Source organism: Streptomyces sp. NPDC048636 (genome assembly GCF_040650655.1).
Lineage (GTDB): Bacteria > Actinomycetota > Actinomycetes > Streptomycetales > Streptomycetaceae > Streptomyces.
In genome coordinates this window covers 340,933-355,132 of the sequence record NZ_JBEZHR010000001.1, presented here as the reverse complement: position 1 = coordinate 355,132, position 14,200 = coordinate 340,933, and the positions used below count along the sequence as shown (strand labels likewise).

The following is a 14,200-nucleotide window of genomic DNA, read 5'->3' as shown; positions in this document are numbered from 1 at the left end:
GGGGCATACGGCCCGCGGTGGCCGGGGCCGCCGTCAGGCGATCCAGGTGCTCGTCAGCCCCAGCACCGCGGAGCCGTCGCCGTCCGCCAGCTTGGTGGCGGTGAAGGCGCGGGCCCAGTCGGAGGTCTGGAGGCGGAAGGCGGGGGCGTCGGCGGTGAGGGCCTCGAAGACGGTGTGAGCCGCCTCGGCCGGGGTCTGAGCGCCGTTGAGGAACTGGGCGGTGGTGCGCTCCAGGTAGGCGCGCAGGGTGGGGGCGTACGCACCGGCGTTGGCGACCTCGGCGTCGATGTCGAGGTTGATGTTGTTGACGAACTCGGTGGCGACCGCGCCCGGTTCGACGACGGAGACCGTCACACCGAGGGCCTTCGCGACCGGGGCCAGGCTCTCCATGTAGCCCTCGACCGCGAACTTGGCGGCGCAGTACGCCTCGTTGAAGGGCTGGCCGATGACGCCGCCGACGCTGGTCACGGTGATCAGGCGACCACCGGTGGCGCGCAGATGCGGGAGGGCGGCCTTGGAGAGGTGGAGGACGCCGAAGAAGTTGACCTCCATCACCTCGCGGACATCGGCGACGGTCTCGTTCTCGAGGGTGCCCAGGTGACCCGCGCCCGCGTTGTTGACGACGGCGTCCAGGCGGCCGTAGTCGGCGATCACGGCGTCGACCAGGGCGGTGGCGGCGGCCTCGTCGGTGACGTCGAGGCGGCGGACGTCCAGCTCGACACCCGCGTCCGAGGCGGCCTGGCGCAGGGCGTCGGCGCGGGCCGGGTCGCGGAGGGTGGCGACGGTGCGCCAGCCGGCCTCGGCCGCGGCGACGGCGGCGGCCAGGCCGATACCGGACGAGGTGCCGGTGATCACAACGACCTTGGGGTCGATCGCGGAGGGGGCGGTGGAGGCGGCGGGGGCGGTGGCGGACATACGAGGGCCTTTCTTCGGGGCCGCCGAGGCGACCCGTTTATGTGCGTGCACACACACTTTAAGCATTGTGTGCGTGCACACGCAACCCGGGTATGCTCGGGCCATGGCACAGCGCAAACTCACCCAGGCGGAGATGCCCGTCGCCGACCACGCCTTCTACGGGCTGGTCTGGGCCGGGACAGTGCTCACCGAACGTGTGGACCGTGCCCTGATCAAGGCGCACGACCTGCCGGTCTCCTGGTTCGAGGTGATGCTCTGGCTCGCCGCCAGCCCCGATCCGGTCCCCGCGTCCGTGCTCGGCAACAGCACGATGCTCAGCCGCAGCCAGGTCTCCCGGGTGATCGACGCCCTGCGGAACCGCGGACTGGTCACCCGTACGCCCGCCGCGCATGACGCCCGCTCCGTGGAGATCAGCCTCACCGCCGAGGGGCGTCAGCTCTTCGAGGAGGCCGACGCCACCCGCCGGGCATGTCTCGCCCCCGTCTTCACCGACCTCCTCGACGAGGACGACCTCACCGCCCTCAGCCGGGTGTGGACCAAGCTCAAGGAGAAGAAGGAACAGCTCTGAGCGGTGGCCGCGGCGGCCGCGGACGGGGAAAACGCCTGGCGGGGCGGTCCGCGGCGGACCTACGCTCGGCCCCATGCCGTCGGTGAAGACCTCATGGGTCTGCCTTCCCTGCCGGACCTCCTGCAAGCAGCCGCGGGGCACCGGCCTTCCGCAACGGCGCTGTCCGCGCTGCGCGCAGCCGCTGATCCATGTCGGGGCCGCCTTCGCACCGCCCCCGCGCCGGGACACCGAGGGATGGCGGACGCTCTCGCCGCTGCTGCACGCGGGCATCGGGTTCCACATGGGGTGCAGCAGCGGGCCCGGGTACCGGCCGCGCACCTGGGCCGAGGTACGGGAGCGGATCGCGTACGCGCGGGACAGCGGTGAGCCGTTGGCCCGTGCGCTGGTACGGCCCGAGGTGCCGTGGCCCGCGCCGAACGGTAAGCCGGGGCGGGGGCGGAAGCGGTGAGGTGGCGGCGGGAGCCGCGAGCCGTGAGCGGTCGCCCCCGGCGGAACTGATCTTCGAGTCAGTTGAGGTACGAAGGGCCACCGACGTCAATTAGCTGGCATTTCTCTTCCTAGTGGGCATACGCGACACTCATCCATTGCGCTTATCTCAACGCATCCGTACGGTGACGGCCATGCAGGAGCAGTCCGGCACCGAGGTGGCCGCACGCGTGCGCCAGGTGATCGACGAAGTCGGGTGCAGCCAGCGGGAGTTCGCGCGGCGGGTCGTGATGGACCCGTCGAAGCTGTCGCGCTCGCTCGGCGGCAGCCGCCGGTTCACCGTCGCCGAACTGGCCCGGATCGCCGACGCCGGGAACGTGGACGCGGGCTGGCTGCTGGGCACCGCCACAGCCGCCGAACCGGCCGAACCGGCCGAGTCCGCGGTGGCCACCGAGTCCGCTCCGCGGCGCGCCGCCGCCGCGCCCGAGGGCGGGCGGCCGTTGCAGATCGTGCGGGAGACGGTGCGGCTCATCGCCGAGCACGGCTTCCACGCCGTACGCGTCGCCGATATCGCCGCCGCCTGCGACACCAGCACCGCCGCCATCCACTACCACTTCCCCGGCCGCGCCGAACTGTTGGAAGCCGCGGTGCGCTGGTGCATGGACGAGGACACCGCGCGCCGCGCCGCCCGGATCGCGGACGCCGACGACGCGTACGAGGAGCTGCGGCAGCTGATCACGCTCCAGGTGCCGTATACCGCGCAGCAGCGCAGACAGTGGCTGGTGTGGATGGACCTGTGGGCGGAGGCCGCGCGGTCCACGGCGATCGGGCGGCTGCACGCCGACTTCTACCGGCAGTGGCGGCAGACCGTCGCCGAGGTCATCCGGCGCGGGATCGCGCAGGGCGTCTTCCGCGGTGTGGACCCGGAGTCGGGCGCGGTACGGCTGACCGCGCTGATGGACGGGCTCGCGGCGCAGGTGCTGGCCGCCGCCCCCGGCGAGGCCGGGGCGGAGGGCGTCGGGATGAGCGCCGGAGCCATGCACACCGCCTGCGTCGGCTACGTGGACACCGTATTGGCCACCGAACACGGCCGCCGGCGGCCCGCCACCGGGGGCGAAACGTGGTCCGGGGCCACCGGTGCCGCTGGGGCCGATACGCGATCCGGGGCCACGGCCACCGACGGTGGCGATACGCGGACGGGTGCCGCTGGCATCGATAGGGGCGAAACGCGACCCCGTGCCACTCGCGCCGACGGGGGCGAAACGTGGTCCGGGGCCACCGGCGCGGACACCGCCAACGGCCCCGCCACCGGTACGGGCACCGGCGCCGATGACACCGGTCACGGCCACGGCCCCGCCGCCACCGCCGCCGACATATCCGACCCGCCCCACCACCCCGCCGACGGGCCCTAGGTTCCGGTTCCGCAGATTCGGAGTGATAGCCATGCCCATGAACGACAGCGTCATCATCACCTGCGCCCTCACCGGCGCCGGTGACACCGTGGGCCGCAGTCCCCATGTCCCCGTCACGCCCGCCCAGATCGCCCGGTCCGCCGTCGAGGCCGCCGAGGCCGGGGCCGCCGTGGTCCACGTCCACGTCCGGGATCCCGAGACCGGCGCGCCCGCGCGCGATCCGCGGCTGTACCGCGAGGTCGTCGAGCGGGTGAAGGAGACCGGGACCGATGTGGTCATCAACCTCACCGCGGGGATGGGAGGTGACCTGGTCATCGATCCCGAGGAGCCGCTGAAGCAGCTTCCCGGCACGGATCTGGTGAGCGGGCTCGAGCGGCTTCCGCATGTCGAGGAGCTGCTGCCGGACATCTGCACCCTCGACTGCGGATCGCTCAACTTCGGTGACGGCAGCAACCTCTACGTCTCCACCCCCGACATGCTGCGCAGCGGCGCCAAGCGGATCCAGGAGCTGGGCGTACGTCCCGAGCTGGAGATCTTCGACACCGGGCAGCTGTGGTTCGCCAAACAGCTGCTGGCCGAGGGGCTGCTGGACGATCCGACCGTCTTCCAGCTCTGTATGGGCATCCCCTGGGGCGCCCCGGCCGAGCCCGGCGTCCTCAAGGCGATGGTCGATCTGCTGCCGGAGGGCGCGCAGTGGGCCAGCTTCGCGCTGGGCCGGATGCAGATGCCCTGGGTGGCGCAGTCGATCCTGCTCGGCGGCAACGTCCGGGTCGGGCTGGAGGACAACCTCTACCTCAGCCGGGGTGTGAAGGCCACCAACGGTCAGCTCGTCGAACGGGCCGTCCAGATCACCGAGCTGCTGGGCGCCCGGGTCGCCACCCCCGACGAGGCGCGGCAGCGGCTGGGGCTCAAACCCCGCGGCTGACCGCCCCGGGTGAGCCCGCGGAACCCGCGGACCCCGCGCCCGCTCCGCCGGGTGATCCCCGAGCACCCCTCCCCCGCTCCTGTCCCCCACCGTGAGGAACCACGCCCCCATGCCCCTTCCCCCCTGCCCGCCCGAGGGTGTTCGGCGGGTCGCCTGTATCGGCGCCGGAGTCATCGGCGGCGGCTGGGTCGCCCACTTCCTGGCGCGCGGCTATGACGTCACCGCCTGGGATCCGGCCCCCGACGCCGAGGAAAGACTGCGCCGTCTGGTCACGGCCGCCTGGCCCGCGCTGGAGCAGATCGGCCTCGCCGAGGGCGCCTCGCCCGACCGGCTGACCTTCGCCGCGACGCTCGACGCGGCCGTGGCCGAGGCACAGTTCGTCCAGGAGAGCGCTCCCGAGAAACTGGAGCTGAAGCGACGGCTGCTGGCCGAGCTCGACGCCGCGACGCCCGCGGGTGTGGTCATCGCGTCGTCCACCTCCGGCTATCCGATGACGGATATGCAGACCGAGGCCGCCGACCCCGGCCGGCTCCTCGTCGGCCACCCCTTCAACCCGCCCTACCTCATCCCCCTGGTGGAGGTCGTGGGCGGTGAGCGGACGGACGCCGCGGCCGTCGACTGGGCCTCGCGCTTCTACACGGTGGCCGGGAAGTCCGTGATCACCATGGAGCGCGAGCTGCCCGGCTTCATCGCCAACCGCCTCCAGGAGGCACTGTGGCGCGAGGCCCTGCACATGGTCGCCAGCGGTGAGGCGACGGTGCGGGAGATCGACGACTCGATCACCGAAGGGCCGGGGCTGCGGTGGGCGTTCATGGGCCCCTGTCTGACGTTCGCCCTCGCGGGCGGCGAGGGCGGGATGGGCCATATGCTCGACCACTTCGGACCGTCGCTGAAGTCGCCCTGGACCCGTCTGGAGGCGCCGGAGCTGGACGAGGCGCTGCGCACGGCGATGGTAGAGGGCTGCGAGACGGCGGCCGACGGCCGCAGCATCGCCCAGCTCGTCGCCGAACGCGACCAGGGCGTCATCAACGTACTGCGGGCCACCGGACGCCTTCCGGGACAACGCACGGACCCCGACACCGACCCCGACACCACCGACCCCACCGAGAACACCAGCCCGCTGCCGCGGCAACGCACCACCCACGCGCCCCAGGGAGGCGACTCATGAGCACCCCGCTCCCCGACTACCAGCAGACCGTCCGGCCCGAGTGGATCGACTACAACGGCCATATGAGCGAGGCGTTCTACGTCCTTGTCTTCGGCCACAGCACCGACGAGATGATGGTCGAGACCGGGCTCGACTCCAGCTACCGCGCCAGGACCGGCTGCTCGCTCTACACCGTGGAGTCACACCTCCGGTATCTGCGCGAGGTCGCGGAGGGCGCCGAACTCACCATCCGCACGCGGGTGCTGGGGGTGGACGAGAAGAAGGTGCGGTTCTCGCACGAGATGCACGTGGGCCAGCCGGACGGGGCGCCGGTCGCCACGATCGAGCTGCTCGCCCTCCACACCGATCGGAACGAGGGCCGCGCGGCTCCCTTCCCGGACGAGGTCCGTGAGCGGCTGTCCGCCCTGGTCGAGAAGGCGCCGGAGTGGGCGGGGCGGGCCATCGGCCCGGTCCCGAAGGAGTCGGCCTGACCGACTGCCCTCCGGCTCCCCCTCCCGAACGCCCCGGTTCCGGCCCGTCCTCGCCGGAACGGGGCGTTCGACGCTCCGGCAGCCCTTGAGTGGGGTGGATGCGTGGATGAGAGGTTGAATGGAGTGGGAGAACCGCACAGCACCGCGCACGCGACATCCGAGGAGCAGCGCCATGGCGGAGGCAGCGGACGGCGCCGGCAGGGGCCGGAGCGTCGAGCTCAGCGGGGTGCCCGAGACCCTGCTGTGGAACCTCTATATGCGTGCCGCCGAGGCCCGTCGGCCCCGGCCGGTGCTCGACGACCCCAAGGCGGTGGAGCTGGTCGAGCGCGTCGACTACCCCTTTGAGGAGACCTTCGGCCCGCCCGCCCCGCTGCTGGCGCAGGGCCAGGCGCTGCGGGTCCGTACCTTCGACGGTGCCGTGCGGGCCTTCCTCGACGAGCATCCGGAAGGCACGGTCGTCGCACTCGCCGAGGGGCTGGAAACCCAGTACTGGCGGGTGGACAACGGGCGGGCGCACTGGCTGTGCGTGGAGCTGCCGGAGACCGCCGAGGTGCGCCGGGCGCTGCTGCCGGACGAGGACCGGCGGCGCACCCTCGCCCGCTCGGCGCTCGATCTCTCCTGGCGGGACGAGATCGATCCCTCGCGCGGGGTGCTGATCACCGCGCAGGGGCTGCTGATGTATCTGCGGCCGCGCGAGGTACGGGACCTGATCGCCGGGTGCGCCGAGCGCTTCCGGGGCGGGGCGCTGGTCTTCGACGCGGTGCCGCGCTGGTTCAGCGCGCGTACGCTGCGCGGCGGGATGCGCACCGCGCAGGGCTACCGGACGCCGCCCATGCCATGGGGCATGGACGCGGGGGAGCTGCCCAAGGTGCGCACCGCCCATCCGGCCATCACCGAGGTCCGCGAACTGCCCGCGCCACGTGGCCGTGGCCTGTACCACGGGGCGGTGGCCCCGCTGATCCACCGCTTGCCCGTGGTGCGGAACCTGCGGCCGACGATGACGGTGCTCACCCGCTTCGGCTGACATGGCCCGGCCCTCCTCCGCCATGGCGCAGATCGCTCGGGTGGGACGCTGCGGCCAGAATGGACGGGTGAGACCCCCGACAGACCTCGCCGCCCGCTGTCAGCCCCGGCTGCCTTCCCCGTTGCAGGACGTCTACGACGAGCGGCTGGCCGGCCTCGGCCTGGAGCTGCGGCTGAAGCGGGACGACCTCATCCATCCACTGGTACCGGGCAACAAGTGGCGCAAGCTCACCCCGAACCTGCGGGCCGCGCTCGAGCACGGCCACACCCGGCTGCTCACCTTCGGCGGGGCGTACTCCAACCACCTCCGCGCGGTGGCCGCCGCCGGAGCCGCCCACGGGCTCGCCACCGTCGGGGTCGTCCGGGGCGATGAGCTGGCCGACGCGCCGCGCAACTGGTCGCTGGCGCGGGCCGAGGCGCAGGGCATGGAGCTGGCGTTCCTGGACCGTACGGGCTACCGCGAGATCCTGCGCACCCTGGACGACCCTGCCACGCGACGGGCGCTGGAGGAGCGGTGGGGACGCTGCTGGGTGCTGCCGGAAGGCGGCACGAACGTACTGGCCGCGCGGGGCGCCGCGGAGCTTCCCGCCGAACTGCCGGACCTCGGCGCGCGTGACGTCCTGTGCTGCGCGGTGGGCACCGGCGGCACGCTGGCCGGGATCGCCGCCGGGCTCCCGGCCGGGGCACGCGCGCTGGGAGTCGCGGTGGTCCGGGGCGCCCGGTATCTGGACGACGAGGTGGCGCGGCTGCACCGGGAGGGGTGGGGGCGGACGTTCGACGGCTGGTGGATCGACCACGACCACCACGGGGGCGGCTACGGCCGGGTCCCCGCCGAACTCGAAGCCTTCGCGGCGGAGTTCGAGGACCGGCACGGCATCGCGGTGGAGCGGCGGTACGTGGCGAAGATGCTGTGGTGTGTGTACGACCTGGCGGAGCGGGGGGCGCTGCCGCCCGCGACCCGGATCACCGCCGTCATCACCGGCCCCCCGGACCCGGTCACGTCCGGCGCGTAGCCGTCCCCCAGGGGCGGTGCCACGCGGGTACGGCCCTCACGGGGACACGCTGCCGGGCGCGGCAGCGGCTCCGTCACTCCCCGCCCCGCAGTCGGATCACCGTCGTCGCCGCGTGGCGGACCGTGCTCTCCTGGCGGACCTCGACCGTCAGCTCCGGTGGGATGGGGCGGTAGGCGATACGCGTGCCCACCGTGTCGAGCGCGGTGGGCAGGTCCGCGGCCGGGGCCGGAGGTCCGGAGGCCGGAAGGTCTCGCAGGGCGGCGGCGAGCTGGGCGCGGACGGACGGGGACAGCGGGCTGGAGACCACCGGGGCGTCGTCACCCGGCAGCACCAGGGCGAGCGAGCGCGGACGCAGACGCGGGCCGACGACGCCGACGACCACCGCGTCCCGGGTCTCCGCGTGGCGCACCTTCCGCCAGTGGCGGCCCACCCGGTAGGGCGCGTCGAGGCTTTTGACCACCAGTCCCTCGACCCCGATGGCGGTGAGCGCCTCGTACCAGGTGGCGGCCAGCTCCGGGTCGGTGGTCATGGGGACGGCCTGGAGCGGGGGCCCGAGGGGTTCCAGGAGGGCCATCAGCCGGGCGCGGCGCTGTTCGTAGGGCAGCGGCCGCAGGTCCGCACCGGCCAGTGCGAGCAGGTCGAACGCCGCGTAGGAGGCGGGGAGTTCGCGGGCGAGCCGGGCGGCGCGGGCCTCGGTGGCGGCGAAGGCGCGCTTCTGGACGGAGGCGAAGTCGGTGCGGCCGCCCGCCCACACCACCACCTCGCCGTCCAGGACGGTACCGGCCGGCAGGGCCCGGGCGGCGGCCTCCAGGTCGGGGAAGGCGCGGGTGACGATGCGGCCGGAGCGTGCCTGCATCCGTACGGCGTCCTCCAGCCGGAAGATCACCAGCCGATGGCCGTCGAACTTCGGTTCGTACGCCAGCCGTCGCCCCTCGGTGGCGACGGGCAGGGCGGGAACGGAGCGGGCGAGCGCCACCTCCACCGGTGGCAGCAGGGGCGCGGGCGAGGTCATCGGTCGTCACCGGCGGGCAGCGGATGGGCCTCGCCCGGGTCGAGGAGCGGGGCGAGCAGATCTCCGTGGCGCTCGAGGCGGTCGGAGACGTCATCGATCCGGAACACCAGCCGCCCGGCCGCGTCCGCGCCCCGCGCCTGCGCCGTCCGCGCGATCTCGTCCCAGGTGACGGGGGTGGAGACGGTGGGCTCGGGGCGGGCGCGGACCGTATAGGGGGCCGCGGTGGTCTTCGCGGCCGCGTTCTGGCTGAAGTCGACATAGACCTTTCCGGTCCGCAGGGAGCGGGTCATCTTGCGGATGACCAGGTCGGGCAGGGCCTCGGCGGCCCCGGCGGCGAGCCGCCGGGCGTAGGCGGTGGCCTGCCGGGAGGGCGTCGGCTCCAGCGGGACCAGCAGATGCAGCCCCTTGGAGCCGCTGGTCTTGGCGTAGCCGGTGAGCCCGTCGGCGGCCAGCCGCTCCCGCAGCCAGAGGGCGACGGCGCAGCAGTCGACGATCGTCGCGGGCGGGCCGGGATCGAGGTCCAGCACCAGCCGGTCGGCGATGCCCTCGCCCAGTTCGATCCGCCACATGGGGGCGTGGAACTCGACCACCAGATTGGCCGCCCACATCAGCGAGGGCAGGTCCTGGACGAGGACCTGGCTGGCGGTCTCCCCCTCATGGCGGGTGACTTCGGCCGTCGTCACCCAGGAGGGGGTGCCGGGGGGCGGGTTCTTGGTGAAGAACATCTGGCCGTCGGGGCCGTCCGGGTAGCGCAGGAACGCCAGCGGCCGCCCGTGGAGATGGCCGAGGAGGGCAGCGGAGGCGGAGGCCAGGTAGTGCAGCAGCTCACCCTTGGTGGTGCCGGTGGCCGGATGGATGACCTTGTCGAGGTTCTTGAGCGCGATCCGCCGCCCCTCCACCTCCGTGATCGGGGACATAGGATAAGAATCTCACGAAAGGGATCAAGCATGCGATCTATCTGGAATGGGAACATTTCCTTCGGTCTGGTGAGCATCCCGATCAAGATGTACCCGGCGACCGAGGACCACTCCGTCTCGTTCCGGCAGATCCACACCACCGACGGCGGCCGCATCCGGTACCGCAAGGTCTGCGAGCTCGAGGAGAAGCAGGTCGAGGCGGCCGAGATCGGCCGGGCCTACGAGGACGCCGACGGTGCGCTGATCCCGATCACCGAGGAGGACCTGGCGGCCGTTCCGCTGCCCACCACCCGCGCCCTGGAGATCGAGGCGTTCGTCTCCGCCTCGGAGATCGATCCGCTGCAAATGGGTGACGCCTACTACCTGGGGGTCAACGGCACGGCCGCGGCCAAGCCGTACGCGCTGCTGCGGGAGGCGCTCCGGCGCAGCGAGAAGGTGGCCATCGCCAAGTACGTACACCGCGGCCGGGAGCGGCTGGGGATGCTGCGGGTGGTGGGCGACACCCTCGCGTTGCACCGGCTGCTCTGGCCGGACGAGGTACGGGAGTCCGCGGGCGTGGCGCCCAAGGAGAAGGTGAAGGTCAAGCCCGCCGAACTCGACCTGGCCGACACCCTGATGGCGACGCTCGGCGAAGTGGAGATGAGCGAGCTGCACGACGAGTACCACGAGGCGCTGGAATCCCTGGTGGCGGCGAAGGTCTCCGGGGTCACCACCACCGCCGGGCCCGGTGAGGAGCCGAAGGGCGGTCAGGTCGTCGACCTGATGGCCGCCCTGAAGGACAGCGTCCGCACTGCCCGGCAGTCCCGGGGCGAACCGGCCGAGGAGGGGGCGGAGGCCACCGTCACCGAATTGCGCGGACGCAAGAAGACAGAGCAGAAGGCGGGACAGAAGACGGCGAAGAAGGCGGCGAAGAGGGCCCCGGCCAAGCGGAGCGCCTCCTCGACGGGCGGGAAGGCGGCGAAGAAGACCGCCACGTCGGCCGCGAAGACCGCGGAGAAGCGGACGCCCGCCAAGAAGACGGCCGCGAAGAAGACGGCCGCGAGCGCGAAGAAGACGGCTACGAAGAAGACCGCGGCCAAGAAGACGACCGGCAGGCGGGGTTCCAGGACCGCGTCCTGACAGCCACCCGCGCAGACCCCATCAGCTGAAGTCGGCCCGGTGGTCCGCCGCCCACTGGGCGAACGTACGCCCCGGGTGTCCCGTGACGCGCTCGGTCTCCGGGGAGATCTCGGCGGGCTGCCCGACCGCCGCCGCGAACATGTCCAGCAGTGAGTCCGCGATCTCCGGGGTGGCGAAGCCCTTGATCATCCCCTCGCGCACCACCTCGCGCGGAAGCTCCTCGTACCGCAGCGGACGCCCGAGGGCCTCGCCGACGATCCGCGCCTGCTCGGCGAAGGACAGCGACTCCGGTCCGGTGAGCACCGGCGCCCGGCCGACGAGGTCGTCACCGAGCAGCGCCCGGGCGGCGACCTCACCCATGTCGGCCTCATGAATCGGGGCGGTCCGGCACTCCGCGTAGGGGCCATGGACCACGTCGCCGGACCGGATCTCGTCCGCCCACTGGAGCGCGTTCGCCGCGAAGGCCCCCGGCCGGACGAAGGTCCACTCCACATCCAGCGCCTCGATCGCGAGCTCCAGGTCGCGGTGGAGGGTGCCGATGGGGTTGCCGGGGCCGGGGTCGAGGGCGGAGGAGGACGACAGCAGCACGATCCGCCGCACCCCCACCTCCTTGGCCCGCTGGAGCAGCGCGTCCGCGCCGCTCCGCACCACGGCGGGGTTGAGGAAGAGCCCGGTGGCTCCCTCGAAGGGCAGATCCTCGGTACGGGCGGCCCGGACGCCCGCGGGCAGCCGCGCCGTCTCGGGGTTCCGGGTCAGCGCGCGGACCTCGGCGCCCGCCTCGGCCAGCTCCTTCACCACATAGCGGCCGACGTTTCCGGTGGCTCCGGTGACCACGAACATGACGAATCTCCTTGCTTGGAAGCGGTGTTGCGGTGACGCCCTCTTAGATTCATCCAACCGGATGAAGTTGTCAAACATATAGCTGGATGAAGGTGTGGCCGACCCGGTTAGCCTGGTCCGGGCGGTCAGCTGAGATGCCCGGCCGGACAGAGGAGATGAGCGAGATGCAGGGGTCGCCGAAGAAGCCCCGCCGTGCCCCCGCGCCCGAGGAGCGCAAGCTGGACCCGGAGCGCTCCCGGCGGCTGCTGCTGGACGCGGCCATGGACGAGTTCGCCGAGAAGGGGTACGCGGGCGCCCGCGTCCAGGACATCGCGGACCGCGCGGGCGTCAACAAGCAGCTGATCAACTACCACTTCGGCGGCAAGGAGGGTCTCTACGAGGAGCTCGGCCGTCAGTGGCTGCGGCGCGAGGCGGAGTTCAACGACCCCGCTCTCCCCCTCGACGAGCTGGTCCTCCGCTATCTCCGGCAAGCCTTCGCCGACCCCCGGGGCACCCGCCTCAACGCGTGGTGCGGTCTGGCCGGGGCCGTACCGGAGGAGGACCCCGAAGACCTCTCCGATCTGCGGCGCCGCCAGGCGGACGGCGAGCTCGCCGAGGACATCGACCCGGCCATGGCGATGCTGCTCTGCGTCAGCCTGGTCTCCGCGCCCCTCTCGATGCCGCACGCCGTACGCCGGTTCTTCGGCGCCGACCCCGATTCACCGGAGTTCCGCGAGCACTACGCGGAGCAGCTGCGGCGGGTCGTACGCCGCCTGGCGGCCCACGACGCGCCCTGTCGGTCATCGGAGCCGGATATGTGCGGCGATGAGGACGAGGACGAGGCTCCGCGGTAGCGCCCGGTTCAGATCGAACTCGTGGCGCGCTCCCGCTCCTCGGGAGACGGCTGCTCAGGTGACGGCTGCTCGCGGACCGGCTCCTTCAGGCGCTTGCCGAGGAGGACGAAGAGCAGGATGAGCCCGACCGTGAGCAGGATGTGGCCGGCTCCGGCCATGGCGGGCACGGCCTTTGGCACGTCGTCATCGAGCACGGTCAGACAGCCGTGCACACCCATCATGCCGACGGTCACCGCGATACCCGCGTTGTAGAACCAGAAGAAGTTCGTGTACAGCCGCGTCCCCGACAGCTGGAACTGCTTGTCGAGCGCCAGCACGATCAAGAAGCCGAGCATGCCCAGTGCCAGCAAATGGGTGTGGATGACGGCCAGTTGGGTCTCACCGGTGAATTCATTGATCTTGGTGAATTCGCGGTAGAAGAGCCCGGAGACCACTCCCGTGATCATGTACGTGTGCGCTGCGTAATACGACGCCCGCATCGTGACCCGACGAGCACTCATCTCTCGCTACCTCCACCCGGTGTGACGGGCACCCACTCTCACCCCGGGCCGGGTCCGGATCAACGTACGATGCGAACTCCCATCGATAACACGCGCGTTATGACCGCGGGGGGGGGACACCGATGGAGCTGCGGGACATCGAAATATTCCTGACCCTGGCCGAGGAGCTGCACTTCGGCCGGACCGCCGACCGCCTGCACATCTCCCAGGCCCGTGTCAGCCAGGCGATCGGCCAGCAGGAACGTCGCCTCGGCGGGCGGCTGTTCGACCGCTCCAACCGCCGCCGGATCCGTCTCACCCCACTCGGCCAGCAGCTCTACCGGGCCATTCACCCCGCCTACCACCAGATCGTCGACGGCATCGACGCGGTGAAGGCCGCCGCGGCCGACACCGGCCGCACCCTCACCCTCGGCGTCATGGGCCCACAGAGCTGGATGATCCGCGACCTCGTCGACCGCTTCCAGACCCACCATCCGACCGTGCGACTGGTCCACCGCGAACTGAGCGCCGTCGACCCGCTCACACCGCTGAGATCGGGCGATATCGACGTGGCGCACGTATGGCTGCCGGTACACGAACCCGATATCACCACCGGCCCGGTCACCCACACCTCGCCGATCGTGCTGATGATGTCCGCCGGCCACCCCTACGCCGACCGCGACTCGGTCTGCCTGGAGGACTACGGCGATCTGACCTTCGTATCCCACCGCTCGCCGATTCCGGCCTCCATGGAAGAGGTCTTCCAGCCCTTCCGCACCCCCTCGGGACGCCCCGTAGCCCGGGGCCCCGAGATCGCCAACTGGGAGGACCAGCTGAAGACGGCCAGCGTCGGGCAGTCCGTCTCCGCCGCCGCGGCCGAGGCCGCCCGCTTCTACGCCTGGCCCGATCTGGTCTATGTCCCCGTCCGCGACGCGGCACCCGTCCGCTGGGCGTTCGCCTGGCTGACCGGGAGACGCGACCCCCTGATCCGCGCTCTCGCCAGGACGACCGGCGGCGGCCCCTGATTCGGTTGCGCCCCCGCACCGCCCCGCCCAGGATGTCGGCGACCGACACCCGTCA

At 72.0% G+C, this 14,200-nt stretch carries 15 protein-coding genes and 1 pseudogene; 11 read left to right on the top strand and 5 right to left on the bottom strand.

Annotated elements, in window-relative coordinates; translation table 11 throughout:
- Window positions 1–33: 33 nt before the first annotated feature.
- Window positions 34–915, bottom strand: coding sequence for an SDR family oxidoreductase (locus AB0C66_RS01650; protein WP_362431463.1), 882 nt, complete (start codon window positions 913–915; stop codon window positions 34–36).
- A gap of 103 nt (window positions 916–1,018) precedes the next feature.
- Here AB0C66_RS01650 and AB0C66_RS01645 point away from each other — a divergent pair, with 103 nt between their 5' ends.
- From AB0C66_RS01645 to AB0C66_RS01610, 8 genes and pseudogenes are all read left to right on the top strand, one after another.
- Window positions 1,019–1,483, top strand: a complete 465-nt coding sequence (locus tag AB0C66_RS01645) for a MarR family winged helix-turn-helix transcriptional regulator (protein WP_362431460.1) — start codon at window positions 1,019–1,021, stop codon at window positions 1,481–1,483.
- Between the two features lie 73 nt (window positions 1,484–1,556).
- A complete protein-coding gene (locus tag AB0C66_RS01640; RefSeq protein ID WP_362431458.1) occupies window positions 1,557–1,931 on the top strand; it encodes a deoxyxylulose-5-phosphate synthase in 375 nt (124 codons plus the stop codon).
- 172 nt (window positions 1,932–2,103) lie between these two features.
- Window positions 2,104–2,988, top strand: a pseudogene (locus tag AB0C66_RS01635) (TetR/AcrR family transcriptional regulator); the annotation flags it as partial.
- A gap of 370 nt (window positions 2,989–3,358) precedes the next feature.
- Complete coding sequence (locus AB0C66_RS01630) at window positions 3,359–4,246, top strand: 3-keto-5-aminohexanoate cleavage protein (protein ID WP_362433284.1); 888 nt, start codon at window positions 3,359–3,361, stop codon at window positions 4,244–4,246.
- 109 nt (window positions 4,247–4,355) lie between these two features.
- Window positions 4,356–5,414: a 3-hydroxyacyl-CoA dehydrogenase NAD-binding domain-containing protein gene (locus AB0C66_RS01625; RefSeq protein WP_362431456.1), complete on the top strand. Its 1,059-nt coding sequence runs from the start codon at window positions 4,356–4,358 to the stop codon at window positions 5,412–5,414.
- Window positions 5,411–5,884 (top strand): thioesterase family protein, encoded by a 474-nt coding sequence (locus tag AB0C66_RS01620; RefSeq protein WP_362431454.1) that lies wholly within the window; start codon window positions 5,411–5,413, stop codon window positions 5,882–5,884. Before AB0C66_RS01625 ends, AB0C66_RS01620 begins: the two co-directional genes overlap by 4 nt.
- Before the next feature lie 172 nt (window positions 5,885–6,056).
- A complete protein-coding gene (locus tag AB0C66_RS01615; protein ID WP_362431452.1) occupies window positions 6,057–6,908 on the top strand; it encodes a class I SAM-dependent methyltransferase in 852 nt (283 codons plus the stop codon).
- Between the two features lie 67 nt (window positions 6,909–6,975).
- Complete coding sequence (locus tag AB0C66_RS01610; RefSeq protein WP_362431450.1) at window positions 6,976–7,920, top strand: pyridoxal-phosphate dependent enzyme; 945 nt, start codon at window positions 6,976–6,978, stop codon at window positions 7,918–7,920.
- Between the two features lie 73 nt (window positions 7,921–7,993).
- Here AB0C66_RS01610 and AB0C66_RS01605 read toward each other — a convergent pair whose 3' ends face one another.
- Together AB0C66_RS01605 and ligD are read right to left on the bottom strand one after the other, a co-directional pair.
- Window positions 7,994–8,932: an ATP-dependent DNA ligase gene (locus tag AB0C66_RS01605; protein ID WP_362431447.1), complete on the bottom strand. Its 939-nt coding sequence runs from the start codon at window positions 8,930–8,932 to the stop codon at window positions 7,994–7,996.
- Window positions 8,929–9,849, bottom strand: coding sequence for a non-homologous end-joining DNA ligase (gene ligD, locus AB0C66_RS01600; protein WP_362431445.1), 921 nt, complete (start codon window positions 9,847–9,849; stop codon window positions 8,929–8,931). The genes AB0C66_RS01605 and ligD overlap by 4 nt, the downstream gene beginning before the upstream one ends.
- Before the next feature lie 30 nt (window positions 9,850–9,879).
- Between ligD and AB0C66_RS01595 the strand changes: the two genes are divergently transcribed.
- Entirely contained in the window at window positions 9,880–10,968 is a 1,089-nt protein-coding gene (locus AB0C66_RS01595) for a Ku protein (RefSeq protein ID WP_362431442.1), read from the top strand.
- 21 nt (window positions 10,969–10,989) lie between these two features.
- Here AB0C66_RS01595 and AB0C66_RS01590 read toward each other — a convergent pair whose 3' ends face one another.
- Complete coding sequence (locus AB0C66_RS01590; RefSeq protein ID WP_362431439.1) at window positions 10,990–11,808, bottom strand: NAD(P)H-binding protein; 819 nt, start codon at window positions 11,806–11,808, stop codon at window positions 10,990–10,992.
- Between the two features lie 155 nt (window positions 11,809–11,963).
- On the opposite strand from AB0C66_RS01590, the gene AB0C66_RS01585 reads away from it, so the two are divergent.
- Complete coding sequence (locus AB0C66_RS01585; RefSeq protein WP_362431436.1) at window positions 11,964–12,641, top strand: TetR family transcriptional regulator; 678 nt, start codon at window positions 11,964–11,966, stop codon at window positions 12,639–12,641.
- An 8-nt stretch (window positions 12,642–12,649) separates the two neighbouring features.
- On the opposite strand, the gene AB0C66_RS01580 is transcribed toward AB0C66_RS01585, so the two are convergent.
- Complete coding sequence (locus AB0C66_RS01580) at window positions 12,650–13,141, bottom strand: DUF2871 domain-containing protein (protein ID WP_362431434.1); 492 nt, start codon at window positions 13,139–13,141, stop codon at window positions 12,650–12,652.
- Window positions 13,142–13,263: 122 nt separating this feature from the next.
- Here AB0C66_RS01580 and AB0C66_RS01575 point away from each other — a divergent pair, with 122 nt between their 5' ends.
- Window positions 13,264–14,145 (top strand): LysR family transcriptional regulator, encoded by an 882-nt coding sequence (locus tag AB0C66_RS01575; RefSeq protein WP_362431431.1) that lies wholly within the window; start codon window positions 13,264–13,266, stop codon window positions 14,143–14,145.
- Window positions 14,146–14,200: the final 55 nt, after the last annotated feature.